This is a genomic window from Shewanella scandinavica, from assembly GCF_031932065.1.
Lineage (GTDB): Bacteria > Pseudomonadota > Gammaproteobacteria > Enterobacterales > Shewanellaceae > Shewanella > Shewanella baltica.
Genome location: NZ_JAUOES010000017.1, coordinates 66,255 through 90,469, shown reverse-complemented (window position 1 = coordinate 90,469; position 24,215 = coordinate 66,255). Strand labels below are relative to the sequence as shown.

The 24,215-nt window shown below is 42.7% G+C and carries 16 protein-coding genes and 1 pseudogene; 10 read left to right on the top strand and 7 right to left on the bottom strand.

The genetic code is table 11. The features are described from left to right. Window positions 1-12: 12 nt before the first annotated feature. The 3 genes from Q4Q50_RS14960 to Q4Q50_RS14950 form a co-directional block, all read right to left on the bottom strand. Window positions 13-369 carry an STAS domain-containing protein gene (locus Q4Q50_RS14960; protein ID WP_006083683.1) on the bottom strand — a complete coding sequence of 119 codons (357 nt, stop codon included), beginning with the start codon at window positions 367-369 and terminating at the stop codon, window positions 13-15. A 284-nt stretch (window positions 370-653) separates the two neighbouring features. Beyond that, window positions 654-1,049: an ATP-binding protein gene (locus Q4Q50_RS14955; protein ID WP_006083684.1), complete on the bottom strand. Its 396-nt coding sequence runs from the start codon at window positions 1,047-1,049 to the stop codon at window positions 654-656. Beyond that, complete coding sequence (locus Q4Q50_RS14950) at window positions 1,042-2,280, bottom strand: SpoIIE family protein phosphatase (RefSeq protein WP_006083685.1); 1,239 nt, start codon at window positions 2,278-2,280, stop codon at window positions 1,042-1,044. Before Q4Q50_RS14950 ends, Q4Q50_RS14955 begins: the two co-directional genes overlap by 8 nt. 321 nt (window positions 2,281-2,601) lie before the next feature. Between Q4Q50_RS14950 and Q4Q50_RS14945 the strand changes: the two genes are divergently transcribed. The 3 genes from Q4Q50_RS14945 to Q4Q50_RS14935 are packed head-to-tail and all read left to right on the top strand — an operon-like array spanning window position 2,602 to window position 8,316. Next, window positions 2,602-3,504: a phosphate/phosphite/phosphonate ABC transporter substrate-binding protein gene (locus tag Q4Q50_RS14945; RefSeq protein ID WP_006083686.1), complete on the top strand. Its 903-nt coding sequence runs from the start codon at window positions 2,602-2,604 to the stop codon at window positions 3,502-3,504. Continuing rightward, window positions 3,449-6,868 carry a PAS domain S-box protein gene (locus tag Q4Q50_RS14940; RefSeq protein ID WP_311899992.1) on the top strand — a complete coding sequence of 1,140 codons (3,420 nt, stop codon included), beginning with the start codon at window positions 3,449-3,451 and terminating at the stop codon, window positions 6,866-6,868. The genes Q4Q50_RS14945 and Q4Q50_RS14940 overlap by 56 nt, the downstream gene beginning before the upstream one ends. 8 nt (window positions 6,869-6,876) lie before the next feature. After that, window positions 6,877-8,316, top strand: coding sequence for a sigma-54-dependent transcriptional regulator (locus tag Q4Q50_RS14935; RefSeq protein ID WP_006083689.1), 1,440 nt, complete (start codon window positions 6,877-6,879; stop codon window positions 8,314-8,316). A 202-nt stretch (window positions 8,317-8,518) separates the two neighbouring features. On the opposite strand, the pseudogene Q4Q50_RS14930 reads toward Q4Q50_RS14935, so the two are convergent. Further along, window positions 8,519-9,593: pseudogene (locus Q4Q50_RS14930) on the bottom strand (IS3 family transposase). 111 nt (window positions 9,594-9,704) lie between these two features. Here Q4Q50_RS14930 and Q4Q50_RS14925 point away from each other — a divergent pair. Further along, a complete protein-coding gene (locus Q4Q50_RS14925) occupies window positions 9,705-14,594 on the top strand; it encodes a PAS domain S-box protein (protein WP_311899990.1) in 4,890 nt (1,629 codons plus the stop codon). After that, the gene (locus Q4Q50_RS14920) at window positions 14,594-15,532 is read left to right on the top strand and encodes a diguanylate cyclase (RefSeq protein ID WP_311899988.1); all 939 of its coding nucleotides are present in this window, start codon (window positions 14,594-14,596) and stop codon (window positions 15,530-15,532) included. The genes Q4Q50_RS14925 and Q4Q50_RS14920 overlap by 1 nt, the downstream gene beginning before the upstream one ends. 288 nt (window positions 15,533-15,820) lie before the next feature. Here the strand turns inward: Q4Q50_RS14920 and Q4Q50_RS14915 are convergent, their stop codons facing one another. After that, entirely contained in the window at window positions 15,821-16,417 is a 597-nt protein-coding gene (locus tag Q4Q50_RS14915) for a tyrosine-type recombinase/integrase (RefSeq protein WP_006083692.1), read from the bottom strand. Between the two features lie 484 nt (window positions 16,418-16,901). Beyond that, a complete protein-coding gene (locus Q4Q50_RS14910) occupies window positions 16,902-17,297 on the bottom strand; it encodes a VOC family protein (protein ID WP_006085321.1) in 396 nt (131 codons plus the stop codon). Window positions 17,298-17,484: 187 nt separating this feature from the next. Between Q4Q50_RS14910 and Q4Q50_RS14905 the strand changes: the two genes are divergently transcribed. From Q4Q50_RS14905 to Q4Q50_RS14895, 3 genes are all read left to right on the top strand, one after another. Next, window positions 17,485-18,066, top strand: a complete 582-nt coding sequence (locus Q4Q50_RS14905; RefSeq protein WP_311899987.1) for a DUF502 domain-containing protein — start codon at window positions 17,485-17,487, stop codon at window positions 18,064-18,066. A gap of 396 nt (window positions 18,067-18,462) precedes the next feature. Then, window positions 18,463-20,439 (top strand): BCCT family transporter, encoded by a 1,977-nt coding sequence (locus Q4Q50_RS14900; protein WP_006081074.1) that lies wholly within the window; start codon window positions 18,463-18,465, stop codon window positions 20,437-20,439. 174 nt (window positions 20,440-20,613) lie between these two features. Beyond that, complete coding sequence (locus Q4Q50_RS14895) at window positions 20,614-20,976, top strand: YajD family HNH nuclease (RefSeq protein WP_006081075.1); 363 nt, start codon at window positions 20,614-20,616, stop codon at window positions 20,974-20,976. Between the two features lie 55 nt (window positions 20,977-21,031). Here the strand turns inward: Q4Q50_RS14895 and Q4Q50_RS14890 are convergent, their stop codons facing one another. Beyond that, a complete protein-coding gene (locus tag Q4Q50_RS14890; RefSeq protein WP_006085323.1) occupies window positions 21,032-21,265 on the bottom strand; it encodes a DUF1289 domain-containing protein in 234 nt (77 codons plus the stop codon). Window positions 21,266-21,429: 164 nt separating this feature from the next. Between Q4Q50_RS14890 and Q4Q50_RS14885 the strand changes: the two genes are divergently transcribed. After that, window positions 21,430-22,842, top strand: coding sequence for a methyltransferase (locus Q4Q50_RS14885; protein WP_311899985.1), 1,413 nt, complete (start codon window positions 21,430-21,432; stop codon window positions 22,840-22,842). Between the two features lie 253 nt (window positions 22,843-23,095). Further along, complete coding sequence (locus Q4Q50_RS14880; RefSeq protein ID WP_006081078.1) at window positions 23,096-24,145, top strand: 3-oxoacyl-ACP synthase III; 1,050 nt, start codon at window positions 23,096-23,098, stop codon at window positions 24,143-24,145. The last annotated feature ends 70 nt before the right edge of the window (window positions 24,146-24,215 follow it).

Here is a 24,215-nt window from a genome sequence, read left to right as displayed (position 1 = left end):
TGATATTGATGCTTAATTAACTTGCATCGAACTATGGCTTAGATGTGCGATAGCAGCATCTTGGCATTCATAAATAGTGAAGATTTGATGTAGTCGAGTGAGCTCAATTAATGATCTAACATTATCAGATGGGGATAAGAGTAAAATCTCACCATCGTGTAACTGTGCATATTTAAGGGCTGAGATAAGCACTGATAATCCACTTGAATCAATATACTTCACCTCTTCAAGATTAATAATTAGCCGATTGGTACCATTTTCCATATGCCGCAACAAAGCTGCTCTATGAGTTGGAGTATTGGCCATTATCATTTCAGTTGGGAATGTCACTATGCTCGCATTCTGTTTTTCTATCGGGGAGAATTTCATGATGCTTTCCTCTTTAAGGCTGTTAACAATTTAGTATGCATATTGGGAAAGCATTTATTAGGCCAATACTTTAACTATTGATTTTTAATTGATTTTTAATTGATTTTCTAAATTATCAACTCTGTTTATGGTCGGTTAGCAATTTGCATTGCAAATTGCTAACCATATAAAAGTAGTACTCAATTCTACTATGATTATTCTTGTTTGATTAACCTGTTAAATAATGGTCATCACATCACTGTAGTAAGTGTGAATAGGATTTTTTGAATAGTTTCGCCACAAAACTAATGTCGGCGGAGTAAAATTAACCTTAAATGAGTACCAAGCACAGTGGGCTGAAATCGAACTTCATCCATCCAGTTATACATAATCCATAGACCACGGCCATGTTCATTCATTTGTTCTGGGCAATGATGAGGCTCAATCTTAGGCAAAACGGTCGAGTGGTCAAGCAGGTCAACAATAATGCGATCATCATTGCAATGCATAATTAGCACTATTTGCTCTAAGCCCGCTTCAGTATGGTCGAGTATGTTATTAATAGCCTCAAGTACACAAATAATTACTTTAAATCTTTGGCGTTCATGTACATTCTGCAAAAGCATAAACTGTTCTAACTCAGGGCAAAACTGCTGAATACGCCATTGTTCTTGGGTAAGTTTGAGCTGTAAACTATTCATAATACCTCCAGTGTAGTCTTGGCATAAGTTGTGATGGATAAGTAATTAACATCATTGATATATCGTCTTGTATGTTGTTGCATTGCCACAGTTTTAATGCATGACTTAGATGGTGTAGTAATTGCTCACTGCTCAGATTTTTTGCTTTTTCACATAATTGTTGTAAACGGTCTAGACCAAATATGCCAAATTTTTCATGTTTGCATTCGTAGGCGCCATCGGAAAATAGTATTAATCGTGTACCTGGTTTCATCTTAAAATTTTGATTTTTATACTGTATTGCACTGTGTATTCCTATGGGCAACTCAGTTTCGAGAACGAGAGATTCACAATCGGAGTTAGTTAACAGGAGAGGCGAAGGATGTCCGGCACTACAAATCTGCACTTCGCCGTTTGAAGTATTAATCTTGCCTAGAAGCAAAGTGACAAATCGCCCAGTATTATCTGGATCGCTTAGTTCTTGGTTCAATGCATTTACGATTTCATTTGGGGATTGTTGGTGCCAATTTGTTCTTTCCATCGATAAACGCTGCGCTAAACTCACGCTTTGCAGTGCAGCTGTAATACCGTGTCCGGCTGCATCGATGAGATAAAAACCTAGTTGATTTTCACCTAAGTCAAAACATTGAAAAGTATCCCCAGCAAGGTAATTAGCAGGTTGAAATCGATGATGTAACTGCCAATTATTTGGGAGCTCTTGCACTCGGGGTAATAGCTCGCGTTGAACCTTTGCTGCGGATATTAAATCTTTTTGTATTGTGTTCAGTAACGCGGTTTCTTTTTCAAGCCCTTGATGTAAAAGTTGATTTTTTTTTGCTAAGTTTTGTTGTAACTGCATGATCCGCATAGCAGCTAGCATTCTTACTTTTAGCAATGCGGGATTGAATGGTTTACAAATAAAGTCATCTGCACCAGCTTCAATTCCTAGTACGATATCTGCTGTTTGATTATTAGCGGTTAGCAAAATGACAAAAGGTGGGAGGTTTACATTCTTCAATATTTGACACAGTTCTATCCCTGTCATACCTGGCATACGCCAATCGCTAATCACTACATGAACAGAACTATGCTTTAAATATGCTAGTGCTGCGTATGCGCTGTTACAGCTCTCGACCAGCCAACCAAATTGTCTCAGTAAGTTACAAATAAATAATCGCTCGCTCTCAGTATCTTCCACTACCAACACAGATAAGATTTCAGGCTGCTGCGTAGTTATTGAGGATAATGGCATAGTACGCCTCCTTTCATAAGGGATGCTCAAGATGAGCAAAATCTATGCCTGTATAATAAATGACTATAAATTTAAGATGATAGGCTGAGTAATTCGTTAGATTCTCAATTATGGCGAGTCAAAAGTTCAGGTTGAAATGACTCAGTTGCAAAATGCAAAACTGTCATCCATAGTAAATAATTAATGCGATATAATAATATTTAGGCCATTGTTTTTAATGTTTTTTAACTAATGGCATGTGAGTTGCTAATGCAGTATTGAGTTGGTGAAATACATCAACCATACAATTTTATGCACTTCATTGATAAAAGGATATTTAGAATGAATAGCTTTCTTGCTTTATTCCCACATGCTTGGCTAACTCGCTTAACATCTTTCTCCGTTATCGCTTTGATAATGATAGGCGTAACCAATACACCAAGAGTAATGGCGTCAGAATCACCAGCAAGCAATAATATTAAACAGGTACTCATTTTTGGCGTTGTTCCTCAGCAATCAACTGCTCAACTCGCAAAGCTATGGCCGCCAATTTTGGCCGCCTTGTCTCAAGGCGCTAATTATGAGTTGCAATTTGCAACAGCCCCCGACATTCCAACCTTTGAGGCTAGATTAAAGGCAGGGGTTTATGATGTCGCTTACCTAAATCCTTATCACTACATAGTATTTCATGAATTCCCTGGCTACCAAGCTCTAGCGCGAGAGAAAAATAAGAAGCTCAAAGGCATCGTTGTTGTTCGGAAGGACTCGCCTATTAAGTCATTAGAACAACTTGAAGGTAAAACGTTGGCATTTCCTGCGCCAGCATCATTTGCAGCAAGTGTTTTGCCAAGGGCGTATCTAAAAAATGCGAAAATTAATGTCGACGTAAAATACGTGGGGTCACACGATTCTGTATATTTATCGGTTATACAAGGGCTTGTAGACGCTGGCGGAGGAGTACAGCGTACCTTTAATAATTTGACCGATACACAGAAGCAGCAACTTAACATACTTTGGAAAACGCCTGAATATACTCCACATGCTATTGCAACTCACCCGCGGGTATCTGAAGTACATCGACAAGCATTACTTGAACAATTTCTAAAACTATCTACAACCCCAGCAGGCCAAGTATTACTTAGTTCAGTGGATTTTTCAGCTTTTACTGCGGGTGAGGATAAAGATTGGGATGATATTCGGTCACTATCTCTCGGGTCGCTATCTAAACCGCTCGGAGAGAAATAAAGTGTCCTTTAGGCTGAAGACGATTGTTGGAATAGCACTGATTGAAGCTTTGCTGCTATTTTTGTTGGTATACACAAGTATTAATTACCTGAAACTATCTAATCAGTCTCAAATTGAGAAGCGGGCTCAGACCACGTTGACTTTGTTTTCGATTGCAGCAAAGGATGCTGTTATAAGTAATGATATAGCAACATTGCAAGCTTTAGTGGAAGAGTTGTTAACTAAAAGTGAGGTACTGTATGTCACGGTGTCTGACCCTAGTCATATTTTAGCCTATGGTGGGGCAGACAAGTATGTTCAAGTTTCACATCAACCCGATACCGAATTAGCTCAAGTACAAGATGGTATTTTCGACTTAGAATATAAGATAGAAGATAATGGTTATCGTTTTGGCACAATTAATATGGGTTTTGAGACTCGCAGTCTTGATGATTTTATTCAGTTGGTAACCACAAAAATCCTCTCAATTGCTGGGATTGAAATTTTATTGGTGGCGTTATTTTCATTACTCCTTGGCCATTACTTGACCCGAAACTTAACCATTCTTACCAATGCGTCTAAACGAATATTGGCTGGTGAGCTTGGGGTGCGAATTCCTGTTAAAGGGAAAGATGAAATCGCTCAAATGGGCAAAGCATTTAACAATATGATTGATAAAGTGGACGCTAGAACTAAAGCGCTAGAAGCAGCTAATATTCGGTTAAACACCATTCTAGACTCTGCCGTTGATGGTTTCGTCATCATTAATGATAAAGGTACTATTACGGACATTAATCCCGCAATTAGTCGATTATTTGGTTATGCTCACAATGAATTGATTGGCCAGAATGTTGCTATTTTCTTACCTTTCGAAATGCGTTCTTCACATGATAGTTTTATTCATCAATATTTAGAAACGGGTGTCACTCAGATTATTGGCACAAGCCGAGAATTGATGGCACAACGTAAAGATGGACAATTATTTCCAATTGCACTATCGGTTTCGCTAATGAAAATCGATAATAAGGTAATGTTTATAGGTTTAGTCAAAGACTTATCTGATGTAAAACGTAAAGAAGTTGCAGCAGCTAAAACCGAATCAGTGCTACTTGCGACTTTAGCTGCAAGCCTAGATAGCTTGATAACCATTGATATAGATGGCCGTGTTGTTGAGTTTAACCTTGCGGCAACGCGATTATTTGGTTATTCACGACATGAAGCAATTGGACGGTACCTTGAAGAACTAATTATTCCCAAAAGCCAACATTCAAGCCATAGAGGAGGAATGGAGCGTTATCGTCAGACTGGTTCTGGCAACATAATCAATAAACGTATCGAGTTATTGGCCACTTGTAAAGCTGGTAATGAAATCCCAATAGAGCTGGAGGTTGTGCCAATCAAGTTAGGTAATGAAATCCTTTTTACCGCTTTTTTACGAGATATTTCCGAACGTAAAGCCAGCGAATTAAAGCTCCAGTTAGCTAAAGAGCAAGCAGAGCTGGGCAATAAAGTTAAATCACGGTTTCTGGCAACAATGAGTCATGAAATTCGTTCTCCACTCAATGCTATTTTAGGCGGTGTTGAATTACTGCTCCATTCTAAACTAAATAAAGAACAGCGGATCCATGCCAACATTACTAGAGAGGCTGGTAGTGCTTTACTCAATACAATCAATGATATTTTAGACTTCTCTAAGATTGAAGCTGGACAAATGGTGTTGGAGTCTAATGAATTTGAGCCAGATAAACTTGTTGCTCAAGTTCTGCAAATTTTAGAGCCAAAAGCCTATGATAAGGGACTGCAGCTCGTTAGCTTTGTAGATCGTAATGTTCCGCAGACATTGCTGGGTGATCGGCAGCGATTAAATCAAGTCATCCATAATTTAGTGGATAATGCGATTAAATTTTCAGTATCAGGAACAATCACCGTCGAAATGTGGATAGCCGATAACCAGCAGTCGTTGATGCAGCTTTTTTGTCGAGTCACGGATTCTGGTATTGGCATTTCTGAGGAAGCGCAGAGCAAATTGTTTAAAGAGTTTAGTCAAGTGCATGATACCCATAACACAAACTATAAAGGTACTGGTTTAGGGTTAGCTATCTGCCGTGAACTTATCACTATGATGGGCGGTGAAATTGAATTAGAGAGTGAACTTGACAAAGGTTGCTGTTTTACTTTCTATGTTTCGTTGCAACCACATGAAGCTAACTATTGCCATAGCTATTGCCCTCCCACCAAGTCACGGGTGATGTTAGCCCACACAGATTTATTATGGTTAAGCATAGTTTCTAAACAATATTCACAGTATGGCATTGAAACTGTTGTAGTTAATAGCTGGGGTGAGATAAAAGAAGAAAGTATTCTACTTGGAAGGTTTGATCTTGTTCTTCTTGATGAAACTTTTTTATTTGAAGTGGATAAAAATGAAATTAATTGGCTTAAGCAAACCAACCTTAGTGATGAGGGGACCTTAGTTGCTTTAGTCTCGGCGATGAGCTCTGAAATTTCACAATCTTTATCGAATATAGGATTAGACCAAGTTGTTAATAAGCCTTTAAGTCGCTCAATGCAGTTTGCGTTGCTCAGTCAAGATGCACCTAGTAATGAATTTGAAGAAGTGTATTTGGCAGAAAGTTTATTTCAAGGTCATATTCTGCTAGCTGAAGATAGTCCTGCGAATCAAATAATTGCGGGAACAATGCTGACAAAAGCTGGCTTTGATGTCACTTATGCCTGTAACGGTGTTGAAGCTGTTAAATTAATGAATGAAAGAGCCTTTGATTTGGTTCTGATGGATATTCGTATGCCTGAAATGGATGGGCTCGAGGCTAGCCATATTATTCTGTCTACTAATCCTAATCAAATCATTCTTGCTATGACCGCGAATGTGATGAAAGAGGAAGTTGAGCAATGTTATCTCGTTGGTATGAAAGATTTTATTTCTAAGCCTGTTAATCAAAAAATGCTATTAAGCATTATCCAAAAGTGGCTACCTAATGCCAGCATAACACTGCCTATCATTTCTTCGCAGGTTAAGAGTTTTTCTCAAAATTTATTGGACGAAATAATATTGTCAGAATTATCAACTGCACTTGGAAAAGACAGTCTGTCGAATATGATGGCGGTTTTCTGTGAAGAATTATTAGAAAGGGTAGCAACTCTTACAGTATTGGACCCTACACAATTTGAGTTGATTGAAGACCAAGCCCATACTTTAAAAAGTAGTTCTGGTAGTTTTGGTGCTGCTGCCTTATTTTTATTAGCACAACAACTTGAATCTAGTGCGCGTAACAAACAGACTGAAATAATTTATACATTAATTAAACAAGTGGCAATTATAGGTAAAGAGACACATGACGCCTTCATGGAACGTTTTATTCAATAGGGATATATATGGAATATTCAGCGCTATTAGTTGAAGACAGCATGTCATTAGGGGCTTTATACACTGAGTATTTACGCGCTGAAGGTATCAATGTGACTCATGTGCATTACGGTGAAGATGCCTTACGAGAGTTGGTAAAGTGGCAACCAGATCTACTGATCCTTGATATTAAACTGCCTGACATATCAGGGCTTGATATTTTAAAACAAGTGTACGGGAAATATCCAAATATTAGCACTATCATGATCACCGCTCATGGCAGCATTGATATTGCCATTGATGCTATGCGATCAGGTGCATTTGATTTTCTGGTCAAACCTTTTGATAGCAAGCGTTTGTCAATTACAGTGCGAAATGCGCTCAAGCAGAAACATCTGCTTGAGCTAGTAACACAATACGAAAAGAGTCTACCTAAAGGGCGCTATCAAGGTTTTATTGGTGATTCATTAGTAATGCAAAGTGTTTATAAAACAATAGATTGTGTCGCAAAAAGTAAAGCTTCTGTATTTATTACGGGCGAAAGTGGTACAGGTAAAGAAGTTTGTGCGCAAGCAATACATCAAACGGGAAATCGTGCAGATAAGCCGTTTATCGCTCTTAATTGTGCTTCTATTCCCAAGGAATTAATTGAAAGTGAGATCTTTGGTCATTGCAAAGGTGCATTTACGGGGGCACACAGTAACCGTGATGGCGCTGCAACAAGGGCCGATAACGGTACTTTATTCCTCGATGAAATTTGTGAAATGGATTTAGACTTACAAAGCAAACTATTACGTTTTATTCAAACGGGTACCTTCCAACGAGTAGGCGGCACTAAGGAGGAGCATGTGGATATTCGCTTGATTAGTGCGACTAACCGCAAGCCGTGGGAGGAGGTAAAACTTGGACATTTTCGTGAGGATTTATTCTATCGTTTACATGTGATTCCAATAGAATTGCCACCATTACGAGCAAGGGGAAATGATGTTTTACTGCTGGCTAAAAAAATATTAAAAACCTACAGTAAGGAAGAAGGTAAAAATTTTACTGAATTTAGTCCTGCTGCCACGAATACACTTTTAGCCTATACTTGGCCAGGTAATGTGCGCCAACTGCAAAATGTCATTCGTCAAATTGTCGTACTCAACGAAGGGACTACAGTAGAGCATTTAATGTTTCCTCATCCATTGATACAGATTCAATCTAGTTCAGCAGAAAAACAATATAAATGCGATAATGATAGTTTGATATATGAACAGAATGACACTCGACGTGAATCAACTTTATTACTAAATGAATCCAGCAGTCATTCCATTAAACCTCTATGGCTAGTTGAAAAACAAACTATTGAAGGTGCAATTGCTATGTGTGATGGAAACATTCCCAAAGCTGCCGCATTATTGGATATTAGCCCATCAACAATTTACAGGAAACGAATGAGTTGGGAGGAGCTAGAGACTCAACAATAAATAAGTAGTATATAGGCTGTCTTTCTGGTAGCAATTAGACATGATTTTATGTTCTATACTATTATATGTTTTACAATTAGTGGCAGAGCATTACATTGAGTTGTAAGTTTTTTAGGTAATTCTAGATGAAATTTAGTAGTGTAGAATTTTTATATTTACCATTGTAGTTGTAAAGTAAAATTGAGTAATCCCAATATAATCGTTATGACTCATTTGGCGTTAACCCTCCATTATTTTTATGGGGCTTTGATTCACTGTAATATTCTGTTATGTAGTTTGTTGTCGCTTAATCTGCTTCTGTAAAATTCCAACAACCCTTTACAGGTACCCACTCAGATTTCAAACTTTTAAAGAAATGCTCCATGGGTGAATTATCCCAACGATTCCTGCGACGACTAATACTTTGCTTAATCAGAAGACGCCATAATAATTTGTCTGAAATTTACGTTTGTGTAATTCAAGCCTTAGTCACTGTGAAACATCACATTTTCTGGTTCCCCTCTTAACTCAAACGCCTTATTCAATGCTTTACATGTCAATTCGCTATCAGGCGATAATGACAACACCCAACTAATAGGTTTACGGGGAAATAAGTCCAGAACAACGGTTAGATATTCCCAACGATTCCCCCCAGTATACGTCACATCGCCACATCATGATTGTCCGGGCTATGAACAGCAAACTCTCGGTTGACCGTGTTGGGGATCGCTAAATGCTCTTGTGTTACTTTCATATAATCCTGTTTTGGCTGCTGGCAACTGATTAATCCCTTTATTCGTTACTAATTGAGCTATCAGAGCGATGACTAATACCATTTGCAGCCTTCACAGCATAAAATAGTAAAATAAGCATCAATATAACCTTTTCTGTTTAGGCAATATTTATAGCCACTTCTATGTATATTGAATGCATAACAAATAGCGGAAATAAAATGGCTCAGCTTGAGTTAGATGATTAGCGTAAATTGTTCATAGAGTCTGACATCAAGAGGTGTAGCCTTTTTTAAGATGAGATTATGTTCCTCTAGACGGTTAATTTGCTTCGTCATCTCACGAATTTCAATTTATTCAGGGATAATGGGCGAGGCTTTTAGAGGGCTACCTTGATGCTTTAGTTTTAATTACCTAACCCATTTATCCATAGTTGATTTACCCACGTTTATCGCCTTCGCGGCGCCGGTAGTATGGTTTTATCGAGACTAATTAGGCTGCTTTAAGTTTAAATTCAGCACTAAATGTTTTTGGGGTTGTCGATCTCATCTGTTCATCTAAAGTCATCTAAATATCACCTCTATTTAGGTGCCCCAAATTAGTGTGTTACTACAAGTGGAAAAAAAAATCTTCTTAGTCCAAAATCATAACTCTCTGATTATAAATTATTAGGCATTTATGCTCCTTTCTATGAATTATAAAAATGCTTCGAAATGGAGCTTATTAGTCCTGTTGATTGGATTACTGCTAAGCGCACTATTCACATGGTTGACAGGACGCATGAACGCCCAAACGATTGGCCAAGCATTGCGCGAAAACACGGAGCAAATCAGTGAGAACGTGCTTAATCGTATAACCTTATATCAATATGGTTTACGCGGTGCCCGAGGTTCGATTCTAACCGCAGGCGAGTATGGTATTAGTCGTGCTAGCTTCCATCGCTATAGTTTATCGAGGGATGTGGATCAAGAGTTCCCCGGAGCCCGTGGATTTGGCTTTATTCGCCGAGTGCCCAATTCAGATGAAGCCGCATTTTTAACAAGAGCCAAAAATGACGATTGGCCGGACTTCAATATTCGGCAACTGACCCCCCATAGCGGCGAAAAGTATGTGATTGAATACATTGAGCCGATAGACAGAAACCGTGCTGCCATTGGGTTAGATGTTGCATCAGAGGCACATCGTAAAGCAGCGGCAGATGCAGCTATGTTATCCGGTGAAGTACGTTTGTCTGCGCCAATTACTTTAGTGCAGGCTACGGGGAAACCCCTACAATCATTTTTGATACTACAACCTATTTATCGAACAATTTCTGTGCCTAAAACACCACAAGAACGACTTGCAGCAGGGTATGGTTGGAGTTATGCGCCCTTAGTGACAAATGAAGTGCTCACAGGGTTAGCATTAAATCAAAAGATGACGAAGCTACTGCTTAGCGATATCACCCAAACTGAGCGTCCCATCAGTTTTTTTGAAACACACCCTGATGATGCGTCTCCATTATCGGCATATAGCCACACACTGACGAAAGAAATTTTTGGCCGCAAATGGCAGGTCGAAGTCATTGCCTACCCGGCCTTTATTCAGTCATTACACCTTAATCAACCAAGCTTAGTATTACTGAGCGGCAGTTTATTAAGCTTATTGCTTGCGGCCTTTATCGCTATATGGTCTATCAGTCAACAGCGTAAGCAGCAAGTGCAACTTGAACAGGCAAGGCGCGCTAGCATGCTGGAGCACTCCCTCGATGCCATTATCAGCTATGACTTAACGGGCAATATTACTAGTTGGAACCAAGGTGCTGAGGAGATATTTGGCTATACACAGACAGACGTTATTGGTCATTCAAGTTGCGATTTGATTATCCCACCAAGCATTGTTTTAGAAGAGCAGGTGTTGTTTGCTGAGGTGTTTTCAGGAAAAACGGTATTAAATCAAATATCAACCCATCAACGACAGAATGGCAGCCATGTATCGACTTCGACAACGTCGCTGCCTATATATGATGAGGATAGTGCCATTGTGGGACTTAGCCAAACGATCCGCGATATTACGGCGCAGCAAGAAGCAGAACGATATATATTAAGCTTGAATGCACGTTTAGAACAAGAAGTCACCAAGCGTACCAATGCGCTCCAGCAAGCATTACTCGAAAACCAGACGTTGCTCGACACCATCAATCAACAGCTGCTCTACTCTGCCACCGACCCGAATGGCGTCATTTTAGAGGTGAATGATAATTTTTGTCACGTAAGTGGTTATTCACGCAAACAATTGTTAGGTGAAACCCATGCCATTTTGAACTCTGGTGAGCATGATGCTGCATTCTGGCGCACCATGTGGACCCAAATAAAATCGGGCCTATCTTGGCATGGTGAGATTTGTAATCGTGACCGACACCAAATGCTGAAATGGTTTGATACTGTGATTGGTCCTGTCTTTAATGAAAACGGCAATATAGAACGTTTTGTCGCATTAAGAACCGACATCACAGAGCGTAAATTGGCGCAAATTGAAAAAAATAAGTTAGGTTCGTTATTAACGAACGTACTCGATGCCGCCTCCGAAATGTCCATTATTGCAACGGACAAAAAGGGCGTGATCACGATTTTCAATCGTGGGGCTGAGCAATTACTCGGTTACGCCGCCGTGGATATGATCGGGCTATCAACACCGGCACCGCTACATTTGCCCGAGGAAGTCGCGGCAAGATCAGCTGAATTGTCCAGTGAGTATGGTGAAGATATTCAAGGCTTTGATGTGTTCGTCTATAAAGCGAGAACCCTCGGTTCTGAAACGCGCACTTGGACATATGTGCGAAAAGACACCAGTCAATGCCAAGTCTCTCTCTCTGTCACGGCCATGCTGGATAATGTCGGCGAGATTATTGGTTATTTAGGCATTGCGATTGATATTTCCCAAGTACTACAACAACAAAAAGCACTTATCACTGCGAGTAATCACTTAAGTAAGGCTGCGGAAGTCGCCAAGCTTGGGATTTGGAGCTGGGATTTACGCGATAACTCCCTCGAATGGAATGAGCGGATGTTTGCTATTTACGATCAACCCCTAAGTTTACAGGATATCGGATTAACCTATGAACATTGGCGTATGCGGATCCATTCAGATGATATTGACTTCGCCGAGGCGAAGCTAAAAGCGGCAGTAGAAGAAAAAGACCAATATGACCCCATTTTTAGAGTCGTCAGAACCGATGGCACCATTCGTTATGTGCAAGCTGGCGCCCAAATCGAACGCGATGTCACGGGGCAGGTTACAAAAGTCATCGGTATCAATTTAGATATTACCGAACAGCGGCAATTGGAAGAAACCTTGAGAGAGGCTAAACATGAGGCTGATGCAGCTAATGCGGCAAAGTCTGCATTTTTAGCCAATATGAGCCATGAAATCCGCACCCCAATGAATGCTGTCTTAGGGATGCTGCAATTAATGCAACATACCTCAATGTCTGTGCAACAACAGGATTATGTGACCAAAACCCAAACCGCGGCGAAGTCATTGCTAGGATTACTGAATGATATTCTCGATTTTTCAAAAATCGATGCAGGTAAATTAACACTCGACCTACACCCTTGTTCAATCGAACTGCTTATGCGAGATCTTGCAATAGTGCTGTCGGGCAACCATGGCAACAAAAATGTCGAGGTCATGTTTGACCTTGATCCGGCTTTACCCGCCTGGCTCTTAGCCGACCAACTGAGGCTACAACAGATTTTGGTTAATTTAGCGGGTAATGCCCTTAAATTTACACGCCACGGTCAAGTCACCGTCACCATGGAATGCTTACGTCATGAGGCCAATACCGTTACGGTGCAGATTTCAATTTCAGATACCGGTATTGGTATTAGCGAAGAGCAAATAGAGCGCATTTTTACGGGCTTTGAACAAGCCGAATCGTCAACATCAAGGCGATTTGGCGGTACAGGGCTAGGATTAGCGATAAGCAAAAAGTTAGTCGAACTCATGGGAGGCCAGTTAAACGTCACCAGCCGTGTAGGTGTGGGTAGCCGCTTCTGGTTTGATGTAACGTTCTGCGTCATGGAAGTTGAAGCCACTCAGGCCATTGACCTCAGTGGGTATCATATTTTAATTGTCGATGATAACGAACTTACTGTCGAAATTTTGCATAAGATTTTGACTGACTTTGGCTGCAGTGCAGAAACCGCCTCGGGGGGATATCAAGCGCTTGAAAAAGTAAAACAAGCCAATATAAACGCAAGACCATTCGATGTCGTACTAATGGATTGGCGTATGCCAGATCTTGATGGGCTACAAACGGCTGATTTGATATGTAACTCTCACTCAGATAGCCCTATTCCGCTCATCGTTATGCTCACCGCCTACGGCCATGAGGTGATTAGCGAAAGTCAGCATATAAAAAATGTCCCCTTCGTGAATTTTTTAACTAAACCGGTCACATCACAGATTTTAGCCGAGGCGATAATCAATGCTATCGAAGGCAAAACGATGACAGTGAATCCTACGCCACACTCGCAACGACGGTTATCTACACTCGCCATTTTAGTGGTTGAAGATAACCAACTCAACCGACAAGTGATTGATGAGCTGCTGAGTTATGAAGGAGCAAACGTGCAACTTGCCAACGGTGGCGTTGAAGGAGTGTTTCAAGTGTTAGAAAGTGGAAACGTATTCGATATCGTGATCATGGACATACAAATGCCCGATATGGACGGCCTAGCCGCAACACGGCTTATCCGCGCTGATAGCCGATTTGCGGAGCTACCCATTTTAGCGATGACTGCCAATGCATCCCAAAGCGATAAACAGGATTGCTTCGATGCAGGTATGAATGATCATGTGGGTAAGCCAATCGACATGCAAATATTACTCCCCAGCATTTTACGTTTAGTAGGACAGGAAGAAGCCCCTTCATTAGCACAACAGCATCAACCAGCGGAGTTACAAGTCCCACTCGACAATATGCCATTACTGGATGACATCCAGCTAATACTGCGTCGTTTTGGCGGTAATCAGGCTTTTTTCCAGAAAATGGCGAAAGGTTTTGCACCTGAAATGTTGAAACAACTAAATCTATTCAAGCAGTCTACTAAAGTATTTGAGTATGCCACTGCGGCGGCCGTGGGACATGGCATCAAAGGTCTTGCCAGTAATTTTGGTGCACTGCGTTTAGCCGCTTATGCTGCTTTTTTAGAGAAACAACTCAAACAAAATGACCTTGAGTTTATTGAGATAAAAGTGTGGACCGAACAATTAGAATTATTAATCAATGAAAGTACTCAGCAACTATCTACCTACATCCCTCAACCTGAATCGACTGTGTTAGCTCAAGATAAAATGACACAGGCCATCGATTCTCAAGCGTTAATGCCGAGTGCTTGGACTGAACTGAACGCCCTCATGCTCCTCTTAAAAGCGAACAATTTAGAAGCCATGACTTTCGTTGACCGATTAATCAAAAAATTACCACACCATCCACAGTGGATAACACTACAGGGACAAGTGCAAGCACTCGAATTCGATAAGGCATCAGACACTTTACGCATCATCATGTTGGAGAATAAATAATGCATCTTACGGAAATCATCCCGCAAGCCAATCGCATGAAGGGAAAAATTCTTGTCGTTGACGACCAACCCCTCAATATAAAAATATTGCATCAGCTTTTTCATGAAGATTATGAAATGTTTATGGCCACAAACGGAGAGCAAGCCATCAACGTCTGTCAGAATGAACTGCCTGATTTAGTACTTTTGGATATAGAAATGCCCGGTATGACGGGCTATGAAGTGTGTCAACGGCTCAAAGCCGATCCCGCGACAGCCAATATCTGCATTATCTTTGTTACCGCGCATTTTGATGAACAAGAAGAGGTTAAAGGCTTTCAGCTTGGCGCCGCTGATTTTATTCATAAACCCATCAATCCGATTATCACGAACGCGAGGGTGAATAATCAGTTTATCCTCAAACAACAAGCCGATTTACTCCAATCGATTGCTTTACTGGACGGGCTAACAGGGGTTGCAAATCGGCACCTGTTTGAGCAACGACTTCCCGAAATATGCAAGTACTGCTGCAGAAATAGTGCACCATTGTCAGTGGTGATGTTAGATGTCGATTCATTTAAACTTTTCAATGATCGCTATGGTCATCAGGAAGGAGATCAATGTCTACGTCTCGTTGCAAAAGCACTACGCACAGCGATACACCGCCCGAACGATTTAGTGGCGCGCTATGGTGGTGAGGAGTTTATTTGCCTATTACCAGACACTCAGCATTTAGGCGCGATGCACATCGCACAACTCATCGTTAACGCAGTGCAAGCCTTGCACATCGAGCATTTAGGCTCCAGTTTCCAAGAGGTCACGATTAGTGCTGGCGTTGCGAGCATGCAGCCCCATCGGCATCTAAAATGGCAAACACTTATTGAATCAGCAGATAAGCAATTGTACCTTGCGAAAGAACATGGCCGTAATCAAGTCAGCGGGGTTAGCCTGTTACGGTAAACAGCATTATTGAGTACAAATTGTAAATTTTGATTTTTGAAATTATAAAAACTGAAATTTAACATTCATAGTGTTCGACTGAATTCGGCTACGGCTTTATAAACCCAAAAATACATAACATTAAAGATGTTAGCGTGTGAATCAGACGAGGTAAGTCTGATTCACTAACTCATTTCTGGATAAAAATAAACACACCTTAGCAACAAAGTGAAAGCACTTTGTTTAATTTCATTTTCCTTTCAAAACAGTGCAGCTATGATGGTTTAATCATAATCACACTTGATAAATTTATACTTCAATAGCTTCTGAAATCCGCAGTGCATCTTCAATCTCGACACCTAAATAGCGTACGGTGTTATCTAACTTGACATGTCCAAGCAAGATTTGAATCGCCCGAATATCCTTGGTTCGACGATAAATCAATGTCACCTTGGTTCTACGCAACGAGTGCGTGCCATACAATTCACTATTCTGCCCTAATTGACTCGCCCAGTTTTTTACCCTCGAGCGGTAATAGCTATAACTCATCGGCTGATGAATACACCTTGGGCTAGGAAATAGATAATCCTCAGCGGTTAATCCCTTTTCGAGCAACCAAGATGTCAGGCTGTGCTGAGTTTTTGGAGTAATTTCAAACTGAACGTCACGATGGGTTTTACGCTGTGTTAATCGCACTCGCGGATTGATTATGCCAGATGAGGTAATGTCTTGGACCTTCAAGTGTAATAAGTCACAGGCTCGCAATTTTGAATCAATCGCCAGATTAAGTAACGCTAACTCAGCAATATTATGTTCTAACTCCAAACGAGTACGAATGCGCCAAATCTCTTCCAATTTAAAAGGTCGTTTTTGTCCCATTGGATGACCTTTATTCCAAGCGTCCATACAAACCTCCTCAGGTTGTAATGAATAGACACTTGAAGTATAGGAAATAGCGCTCTTAACTGAACAAATATGGATTATAAAATCTCATGCATAAATAAAATTAAAGCGGAGTCTAAAAATGAAGCGCTGAATTGCTTTGGGGCATTAGCTTTTTAGCTAAACTAACAGCGAAAGGGTTAGTTAATATTGGCATTGTTGCAACTGTACCGTTGGCGATATGGTTGCTCATTCACATCCATGTGATCGCAACATTCGTACATCCTGTACAGCAGATGTCGCCGTCGAGCCTATAGGGATACTTTTTTAAATGAAAGGACGGCAAGTCACATGGGAAGTAATGACAATAAATGCTACTCAACTGTCGAGACTGTTATCTCAAATGGGAGTGAACCAGTATAACGGCCGCTGCAGTTCTGGCTGCAGCGTGCTAGCAGAACTGACTGATTATACTCTCCTAACTTCGCTTACCTTTACCCCAATTCGCTTACCCAGTACAGGCGGGCAGATATTCTGATAACTCAAGCAGGTTACAATCGGGGTCGCGGATATAGACTGAGTTTATCCGGCCTGTGGCGCCGGTTCGTAGCACTGGGCCTTCAATGATTTCAATCTGAAGTGCGTTTAAATGCGCGATCACTTCTTCTATGTTATGGCTGACTACAAAACACAGATCGGCACTGCCGGGCGTGGCTGCTGCAGCTTTAGGTTCAAATTCGGCGCCCGCTTGGTGCAAGTTAATCTTTTGATCGCCAAAACTTAACGCAATACGCTGATTGCCAAATACCACTTTTTTCATCCCGAGCACGGTTTGATAAAATTCGACACTGACGGCGATGTCTTTTACGGTTAAGACCAAATGATCTAAGCGGGTTACGCGCATTTTACTTTCCTTAGAATGGCTCAGAGTGGGCTCTGATTTTGAACGCTATCTCTACACTTGAGACGAATAAGAGTCAGATACATTACATCATGTGCTGGTGCAAAAGTGACTCTGTGGTAGCATTTGTGGCGTTTTTTTGCGTAAATATTTTGTGCTTACTATATCCCTATGACCGAATGAGAGTGTGATGAAGAAAACCTTAGCCCGCGGCTTGATGAATCTATTACCTATGGCCTTGAGTTTGTGGCTGTTTTGGTCGCTGTTTGTATCGTTAGATGGTTTAGGAATTGTGATTTTAGAGTTGGTAGGGATTAACCAATACTTTGTCGGCGCCGGTTTTATGCTGGTGGTGGCATTAGTTTTTGCCGTGGGTCTGCTGTTTTCGGTCAGTCCTATTGTGTGGCTTTATGGTTGGCTTGAGCGCCAGTTGATGCGTTTCCCACTGTTTAAGTCGGTTTATGGCAGTATCCGTGATATTGCCTCTTTGATGAATCGTGATGGCAAGCCGACCAGCCAAAAGACAGTGTTAGTTAAACAGGCGAATGGCAGTTTTGTGGTGGGATTTATCATGACAGATACGCCGCCGCAGCCATTGTTAGATGCGTTGCCTGAGGGCGATTGGGTGCCTGTGTTGTTCCAATTGAGTTACCAAATGGCGGGCGTGACTAGCTTGATCAAACGGGACGATTTAATCATGGTCGACTGGTCGTTTGAAGAGGCGATGCGCTTTAATTTAACCGCTGGCATTTCGCAAACACCGACTAAGTAATCGGATGTTGGTTCAAGCGATTTAGCGTTTAAAATTAAATTTGATGATTTTTGTGGTATAATTTTTTGGCGACCAATATGGTCGCCATTTTTTGTGCTGAATATTCTAATTATAAATTTGTTTTATGCTAAAGGCATGCTTTGACTGCCTTAGTAGTGTTCACGCTATTTATCCATCAATCATCGGCTGTCAAAGTCGTGTGTTGTTAATCCCGTTTTTCAGATCCTGTCACGTTTAGCCATAGCAGTCGTTGCATTGATCTGTGGGATTGAGCCCATACTGGTCATAGATGAGCCCCGCAGCATTAAACATATTTTGAGTATAAGTTTTGTTCTATCTCTCCGTTGGTGCGCTGAGATATTTGGAGAGTGAACCCGCTAGAAATAGGGAGAGTCAATGTCGATCAAGTCGAGTATTAATCCGCCGGTATTTTATTCGTCGGTCTTTTTCATCATCTTGATGGTGATGATTTGTGCAGTATGGCCCACAGAGGCTAACACCGTTTTTAGATCAATACAGTCATGGATAGAAGTGAAAGCCGGTTGGCTTTACATTTTGAGCGTGGCGTTTTTCCTGATTTTTATCATCTTTGTCATGGTCAGTCGCTTTGGCGATATCAAACTCGGGCCAGATCATTCTGTGCCGGATTACAGCTATAAAAGCTGGATTGCCATGTTGTTTTCGGCAGGTATGGGTATTGGCCTGATGTTTTTTGGGGTCGCCGAACCTGTAATGCACTATCTGGCGCCGCCAGATGCTACACCTGAGAGTCTCGCCGCCGCAAAAGAGGCGATGAAGATTACTTTCTTCCATTGGGGACTGCATGCTTGGGCGATTTATGCCGTAGTGGCATTGAGTCTGGCCTACTTCTCCTATCGTCATAAGTTACCGCTACTGCCACGAAGTGCCCTTTATCCCTTAATTGGTGAACGCATTTATGGTCCTATTGGCCATATTGTCGATACCTTTGCCGTGCTCGGCACTATGTTTGGGGTGGCGACATCACTGGGCTTTGGGGTGTTGCAGGTTAACTCGGGTCTGAGTTATCTATTTGAAGGTTTACCTAATAATGCTGTAGTGCAAGTGTGCTTGATCATCGGCATTACCTTGCTCGCGACGCTGTCGGTGTTTTCTGGCCTCGACAAAGGCGTCAAACGCTTAAGCGAACTCAATCTTGGCCTCGCGATTATCTTATTGCTTATCGTCTTGATCTTGGGCCCTACAGTCATGCTGTTGCAGGCCTTTGTGCAGAATACCGGTAGTTATTTAAGTGATTTAGTTGGCAAGACCTTTAACTTGTACGCCTATCAACATAAGGAAGATTGGCTTGGCGGCTGGACCTTACTCTATTGGGGCTGGTGGATTTCTTGGTCACCTTTTGTCGGTACCTTTATTGCGCGTGTGAGCCGCGGTCGTACTATCCGTGAGTTTTTGATTGGTGTGTTATTTGTGCCATCGGCGCTGACCTTCCTGTGGATGACAGTGTTTGGTAACTCGGCGATTGATTCGATTATGAATCAAGGCGCGACCTACCTTGCCGAGGCGGTGAATACCGATGTGTCAGTGGCCTTGTTTGTGTTTTTCGAGCACATGCCGTTCCCGACCTTACTCTCAGGGATTGCGATTTGTTTAGTCGTGACCTTCTTTGTGACCTCGTCGGATTCGGGGTCCTTAGTGATTGATAATCTGACCTCGGGCGGCGATAACAATGCGCCTGTATGGCAGAGGATTTTCTGGGCACTGTTGCAAGGGGTTGTGGCCTCGGTATTGTTGTTAGCCGGTGGTTTACAGGCGCTGCAAACGGCGGCTATCGCCAGCGCCATGCCGTTCCTCGTGGTGATGTTATTCATGTGTCTGGGATTATTTAAAGCCCTGAAGAATGACTGGCTTAAGATCAACAGCGTGCAATTGCACAATACCAGTGTGCAGTACGCCAAAACCAACATGAGCTGGGAAGAGCGCATTGGCGTTCTCGTCTCGCATCCTACCCATGAAGAAGCGCAAGTGTTCTTGAATAATGTTGCTACGCCTGCTTTGTCTAAGGTGTGTCAACACTTTATGGCCAAAGGCATAGTGGCCGATCTCGAATACTTAGATGGCCGCGTACGTTTGGTGATCAGCAACGAGGTGAACTTGCCCTTTGTTTACGGAGTACGCACCCGTTGTTTTGACATCACTAACCCGATAGGGACTGAAATCGAGCAGGGCAATACCTTGTATTACCGCGCCGAAGTGTACCTTGAACAAGGTGGTCAGCATTACGATGTGATGGGTTATACCGAAGAGCAAATCCTCGCGGATGTGGTGACTCAGTATGAAAAATACTTACACTACTTGCATTTGTCGAATGCCGATCATGCCCACATAAGCTAGGTAACGTAAGCTAGGTAAGTTAAGCAAGGTAAGCCAGTAACGTAAGTCGGTTTAGCCATTTGCGTCTACAAATCGCGCACCATTAACCCGCAAAGTGCGGGAGATATTGCCCCAAGTGATAACTCGGATTATCCTTGGGGCAATTTTTTTAGGGTTTGTTTTAGGGATTACACTATGTCGTCAGTGCCAGGCCAGAGTAAGTTAGACAAAGTATTAGCCGATGCGCGGGAGTACAAAGCTAAGCGTGAGGGCGGTTACCGTGAGCAGGCGTTAAAACTCTATCCTTGGGTGTGCGGCCGTTGTACCCGCGAGTTTACTCCAAAAAACTTAAGTGAACTGACAGTGCATCATCGCGATCATAACCACGATAACAACCCGTCAGACGGTTCAAACTGGGAGTTATTGTGCCTGTACTGCCACGATAACGAACATTCTCGTTTCGAAGAACTCATCCGTTACGGCAGCACCACAGAAACCAAGCAAGCGGCGGCGACCTACAATCCCTTTGCCGACTTGAAATCAATGCTGAAAAAATAGTCTTGTAGGCTGTTAGCAGGATGAGATTGCGCAGAGGATGGCGTTAGCGGTGGGTTTAGTCCTTGTCGGTTAAACGCGCCTCGGCAGCTAACCATTTATCACGGCTTAAAATATGCTGATTTTCACTGCCTTCAAATAAAGCTTTACGGGCGGGGAGTTGCTGACAAATGGCCGCCTGTTGCGCTTCGCTACTCGTGCGCCAACTGACGATTTCATCGATATGTCGAAAGCAGCCCATGCAGTAGTCTTCGTCATTTAAACCGCAGCGTGCGACGCAAGGTGAAAGCATAGGTGTCCTTTGGAGCCTTATGGTTAGTTAACCGAGTCTTCTCAGTTAACGATATGGTTGAGTGTTTAAAGGCCGCGATACTAACATTTTTTCGCATAAAGTCATCTTTAGGGCGCATTCCCTTGGCCTAAGGTGAGACAAGTATTTTTTACACTGGGCATGACGTGAACCAAGATAACCTGCAGCAACAACTCACTTACTCACAGAAATTTAGCGAACTTAATCAGTTGCTTGAACAGAGTGCAGCCCTGTGGCAAGTGCGTGCATTTGAAGTGAACGCTTTACCTTGGGCACAGGATTTTCCGCAGTTGGCCGAAGCTGTGTGGGCGCTGGCCGACGCTGAGCTTGATGGACTCGACGCCGAGCAATCTTTGCTGGTCAAGGCATTGTCACCGGCATTAAACCACGATCTTAAGGCATTAGGCCAAGATTGGGACTTGTCATTGCTCACCGCATCCATTGCCGAACGCACGGTTTTTAATGATAAGACAGTTAATGATAAGGCTGGCGTGGCTGAACCGTCGCTTGCGGATAGCACCGCAGCGCAGCAAGGCGGCTTGTCCTTTGACGATGAGGCGCATTTCAGTGCGCACATCAAAGGCCGTAAATGGCAGCAAATTACCGCCTTTGTGCAGCATTTACCCCAGCTTAATTTACCTGTGCTGGAATGGTGTGCGGGTAAAGGGCATTTGGGCCGCTTAATTGCCAAAGCCCGCGGTGCCGATGTGCTGAGCTTAGAGTGGCAAGCACAACTATGTGAAGCAGGGCAGGCCTTTGCCGATAAGTGGCAGTTGTCACAAACCTTTATTTGTGCCGATGCCTTTGCTATTGGTGCAGAACATGCTGCGACAAACACATCTACAACGACATCTATAACCACATCCATTACTACAGTTGAAGCACCAGCTCAACACGCCGCAAAAGCCAATCCGTTAATCGCAAGGCAGCAAGCGGTTGCATTGCATGCCTGCGGTGATTTGCATGTTCGGCTGTTAACGCTGGCGGCCGAGGCGGGCACGCAGGCGCTGGCGATTTCTCCCTGTTGTTATCATTTAATTCAAGCGAGCCATTATCAGCCGTTATCCAATCTTGCTCAGCAGAGCAGCCTAAAACTCAGTCGCCATGATTTACAGTTACCGCTGCAGCAGAGCGTGATCGCCAATCCCAAACAGCAGGCGCTGCGCCATCAAGAAATCGCGTGGCGCTTAGGCTTTGATGCACTGCAACGTCAATGTCGACAAATCGACGCATATTTACCTTTGCCCTCGTTAAAGCAGAGTCAGTTGAGCGGCAGTTTTATTGATTTTTGCCTGTGGGCGGCTGAGATTAAGGCGGTTAATTTAGCCAAAAACAAGGATTTTGAGGCTTGGCTTGAGATAGGGCGACAAAGACAACAATTAACTCGCCGCATCGATTTAGTGGCGCATTTGTTTCGTAGCGTACTCGAGCAATGGTTAATCTTAGATCGCGCTTGTTTTTTGCAGGAACAAGGATATGGTGTTTGCGTGGGTGAATTTTGTGCAAACAGCGTCACACCAAGAAATTCGCTGATTTTAGCGCAAAAAATGTCAGTATAATTTTGAGTGTCTGAAAATATGCTGTACTGTGATGTTTTTTATGAAGTATTTCTATATTAGCGCATTTAAGTTTAGTGATAGTGAATTCAGGGCCGTCGTGTTTGGAACCTGCGCAGTGAGACAAGTCTTACACTGAAGATGGTTTTTTATTGAATCATCGGGCTTTTCTTGTTCAAATGTCGCATTAATGACGAATAACAACTGAAAGCTGACCTGTTGGTCAGTCATTCTAGTGAGCGAATAAAACAGTTTCATGAAATATTCCCGCGTATTTATTAATAGCCTGGCCTATGAACTGGCGCCTGTTGTGGTTTCCAGTAGTGAGCTAGAGTCTCGTCTTGCTCCTTTGTATCAAAAGTTCCGTATTCCAATGGGACAGCTTGCCGCATTGACTGGGATTACTGAACGCCGCTGGTGGCCAAAAGGACATCAATTGTCCGACGGTGCGATTAAAGCTGCCCGTAAAGCCATGGTTGAAACTGGGATTGATGTCGCCGATTTAGGTGCTGTTGTCTATACCGGCGTGTGCCGCGATCAACATGAGCCCGCGACTGCGTGTCGCGTTGCTGCCGAATTGGGCGTATCAAAAGACACCGCCATTTACGATATCAGCAACGCTTGTCTTGGGGTGTTATCGGGTATTTTAGATATCGCTAACCGAATTGAGTTGGGTCAAATCAAGGCGGGCATGGTGGTGTCCTGTGAATCGGCGCGGGATATTGTCGATGTCACTATCGATAACATGCTGGCCGATCCTACTATGCAGAATTTTGCCCAGTCGCTGGCGACCTTAACCGGTGGCTCTGGCGCAGTGGCGGTTATCCTTACCGACGGCAGTTTGCCGCTGACAAATGTGCGTCAGCATCAATTGCTGGGCGCATCGCACTTATCGGCGCCTGAGCATCACCAGTTGTGTCAATGGGGTCTGCAGGAAGTGGGGCACAATCTGTACCGCGAGTTTATGCGTACTGATGCGGTGACGCTTCTCAAAGAAGGCGTTGAGCTAGCTAAACACACTTGGGAGCATTTCCTTGAGCAGCGTAATTGGCTGGTTGAGCAAGTGGACAAAGTGATCTGCCATCAAGTGGGCGCCTCAAACCGTAAGCAAGTGCTTAGCGCGTTAAATATTCCCCCCGAGAAAGAATTTCCTACGTATCAGCTGCTGGGCAATATGGGCACAGTGTCGTTACCTGTGACCGCCGCCATGGCGCACGATCAAGGCTTTTTACAAGTGGGCGATCAAGTGAGCTTTTTAGGCATAGGCAGTGGATTGAATTGCATGATGTTAGGCATTAAGTGGTAGGGTGCAGTGCACCTTTCACGTTTTCGCTTGATGGCTGGCATACATTCGAGTAAATGAAGTCAGTTCATGA

Bases quoted from the DNA above. Each gene is read 5' to 3' on its own strand.
- Q4Q50_RS14960 (WP_006083683.1), bottom strand. From the start codon at position 369: ATGAAATTCTCCCCGATAGAAAAACAGAATGCGAGCATAGTGACATTC.
- Q4Q50_RS14955 (WP_006083684.1), bottom strand. From the start codon at position 1,049: ATGAATAGTTTACAGCTCAAACTTACCCAAGAACAATGGCGTATTCAG.
- Q4Q50_RS14950 (WP_006083685.1), bottom strand. From the start codon at position 2,280: ATGCCATTATCCTCAATAACTACGCAGCAGCCTGAAATCTTATCTGTG.
- Q4Q50_RS14945 (WP_006083686.1), top strand. From the start codon at position 2,602: ATGAATAGCTTTCTTGCTTTATTCCCACATGCTTGGCTAACTCGCTTA.
- Q4Q50_RS14940 (WP_311899992.1), top strand. From the start codon at position 3,449: ATGATATTCGGTCACTATCTCTCGGGTCGCTATCTAAACCGCTCGGAG.
- Q4Q50_RS14935 (WP_006083689.1), top strand. From the start codon at position 6,877: ATGGAATATTCAGCGCTATTAGTTGAAGACAGCATGTCATTAGGGGCT.
- Q4Q50_RS14925 (WP_311899990.1), top strand. From the start codon at position 9,705: ATGCTCCTTTCTATGAATTATAAAAATGCTTCGAAATGGAGCTTATTA.
- Q4Q50_RS14920 (WP_311899988.1), top strand. From the start codon at position 14,594: ATGCATCTTACGGAAATCATCCCGCAAGCCAATCGCATGAAGGGAAAA.
- Q4Q50_RS14915 (WP_006083692.1), bottom strand. From the start codon at position 16,417: ATGGACGCTTGGAATAAAGGTCATCCAATGGGACAAAAACGACCTTTT.
- Q4Q50_RS14910 (WP_006085321.1), bottom strand. From the start codon at position 17,297: ATGCGCGTAACCCGCTTAGATCATTTGGTCTTAACCGTAAAAGACATC.
- Q4Q50_RS14905 (WP_311899987.1), top strand. From the start codon at position 17,485: ATGAAGAAAACCTTAGCCCGCGGCTTGATGAATCTATTACCTATGGCC.
- Q4Q50_RS14900 (WP_006081074.1), top strand. From the start codon at position 18,463: ATGTCGATCAAGTCGAGTATTAATCCGCCGGTATTTTATTCGTCGGTC.
- Q4Q50_RS14895 (WP_006081075.1), top strand. From the start codon at position 20,614: ATGTCGTCAGTGCCAGGCCAGAGTAAGTTAGACAAAGTATTAGCCGAT.
- Q4Q50_RS14890 (WP_006085323.1), bottom strand. From the start codon at position 21,265: ATGCTTTCACCTTGCGTCGCACGCTGCGGTTTAAATGACGAAGACTAC.
- Q4Q50_RS14880 (WP_006081078.1), top strand. From the start codon at position 23,096: ATGAAATATTCCCGCGTATTTATTAATAGCCTGGCCTATGAACTGGCG.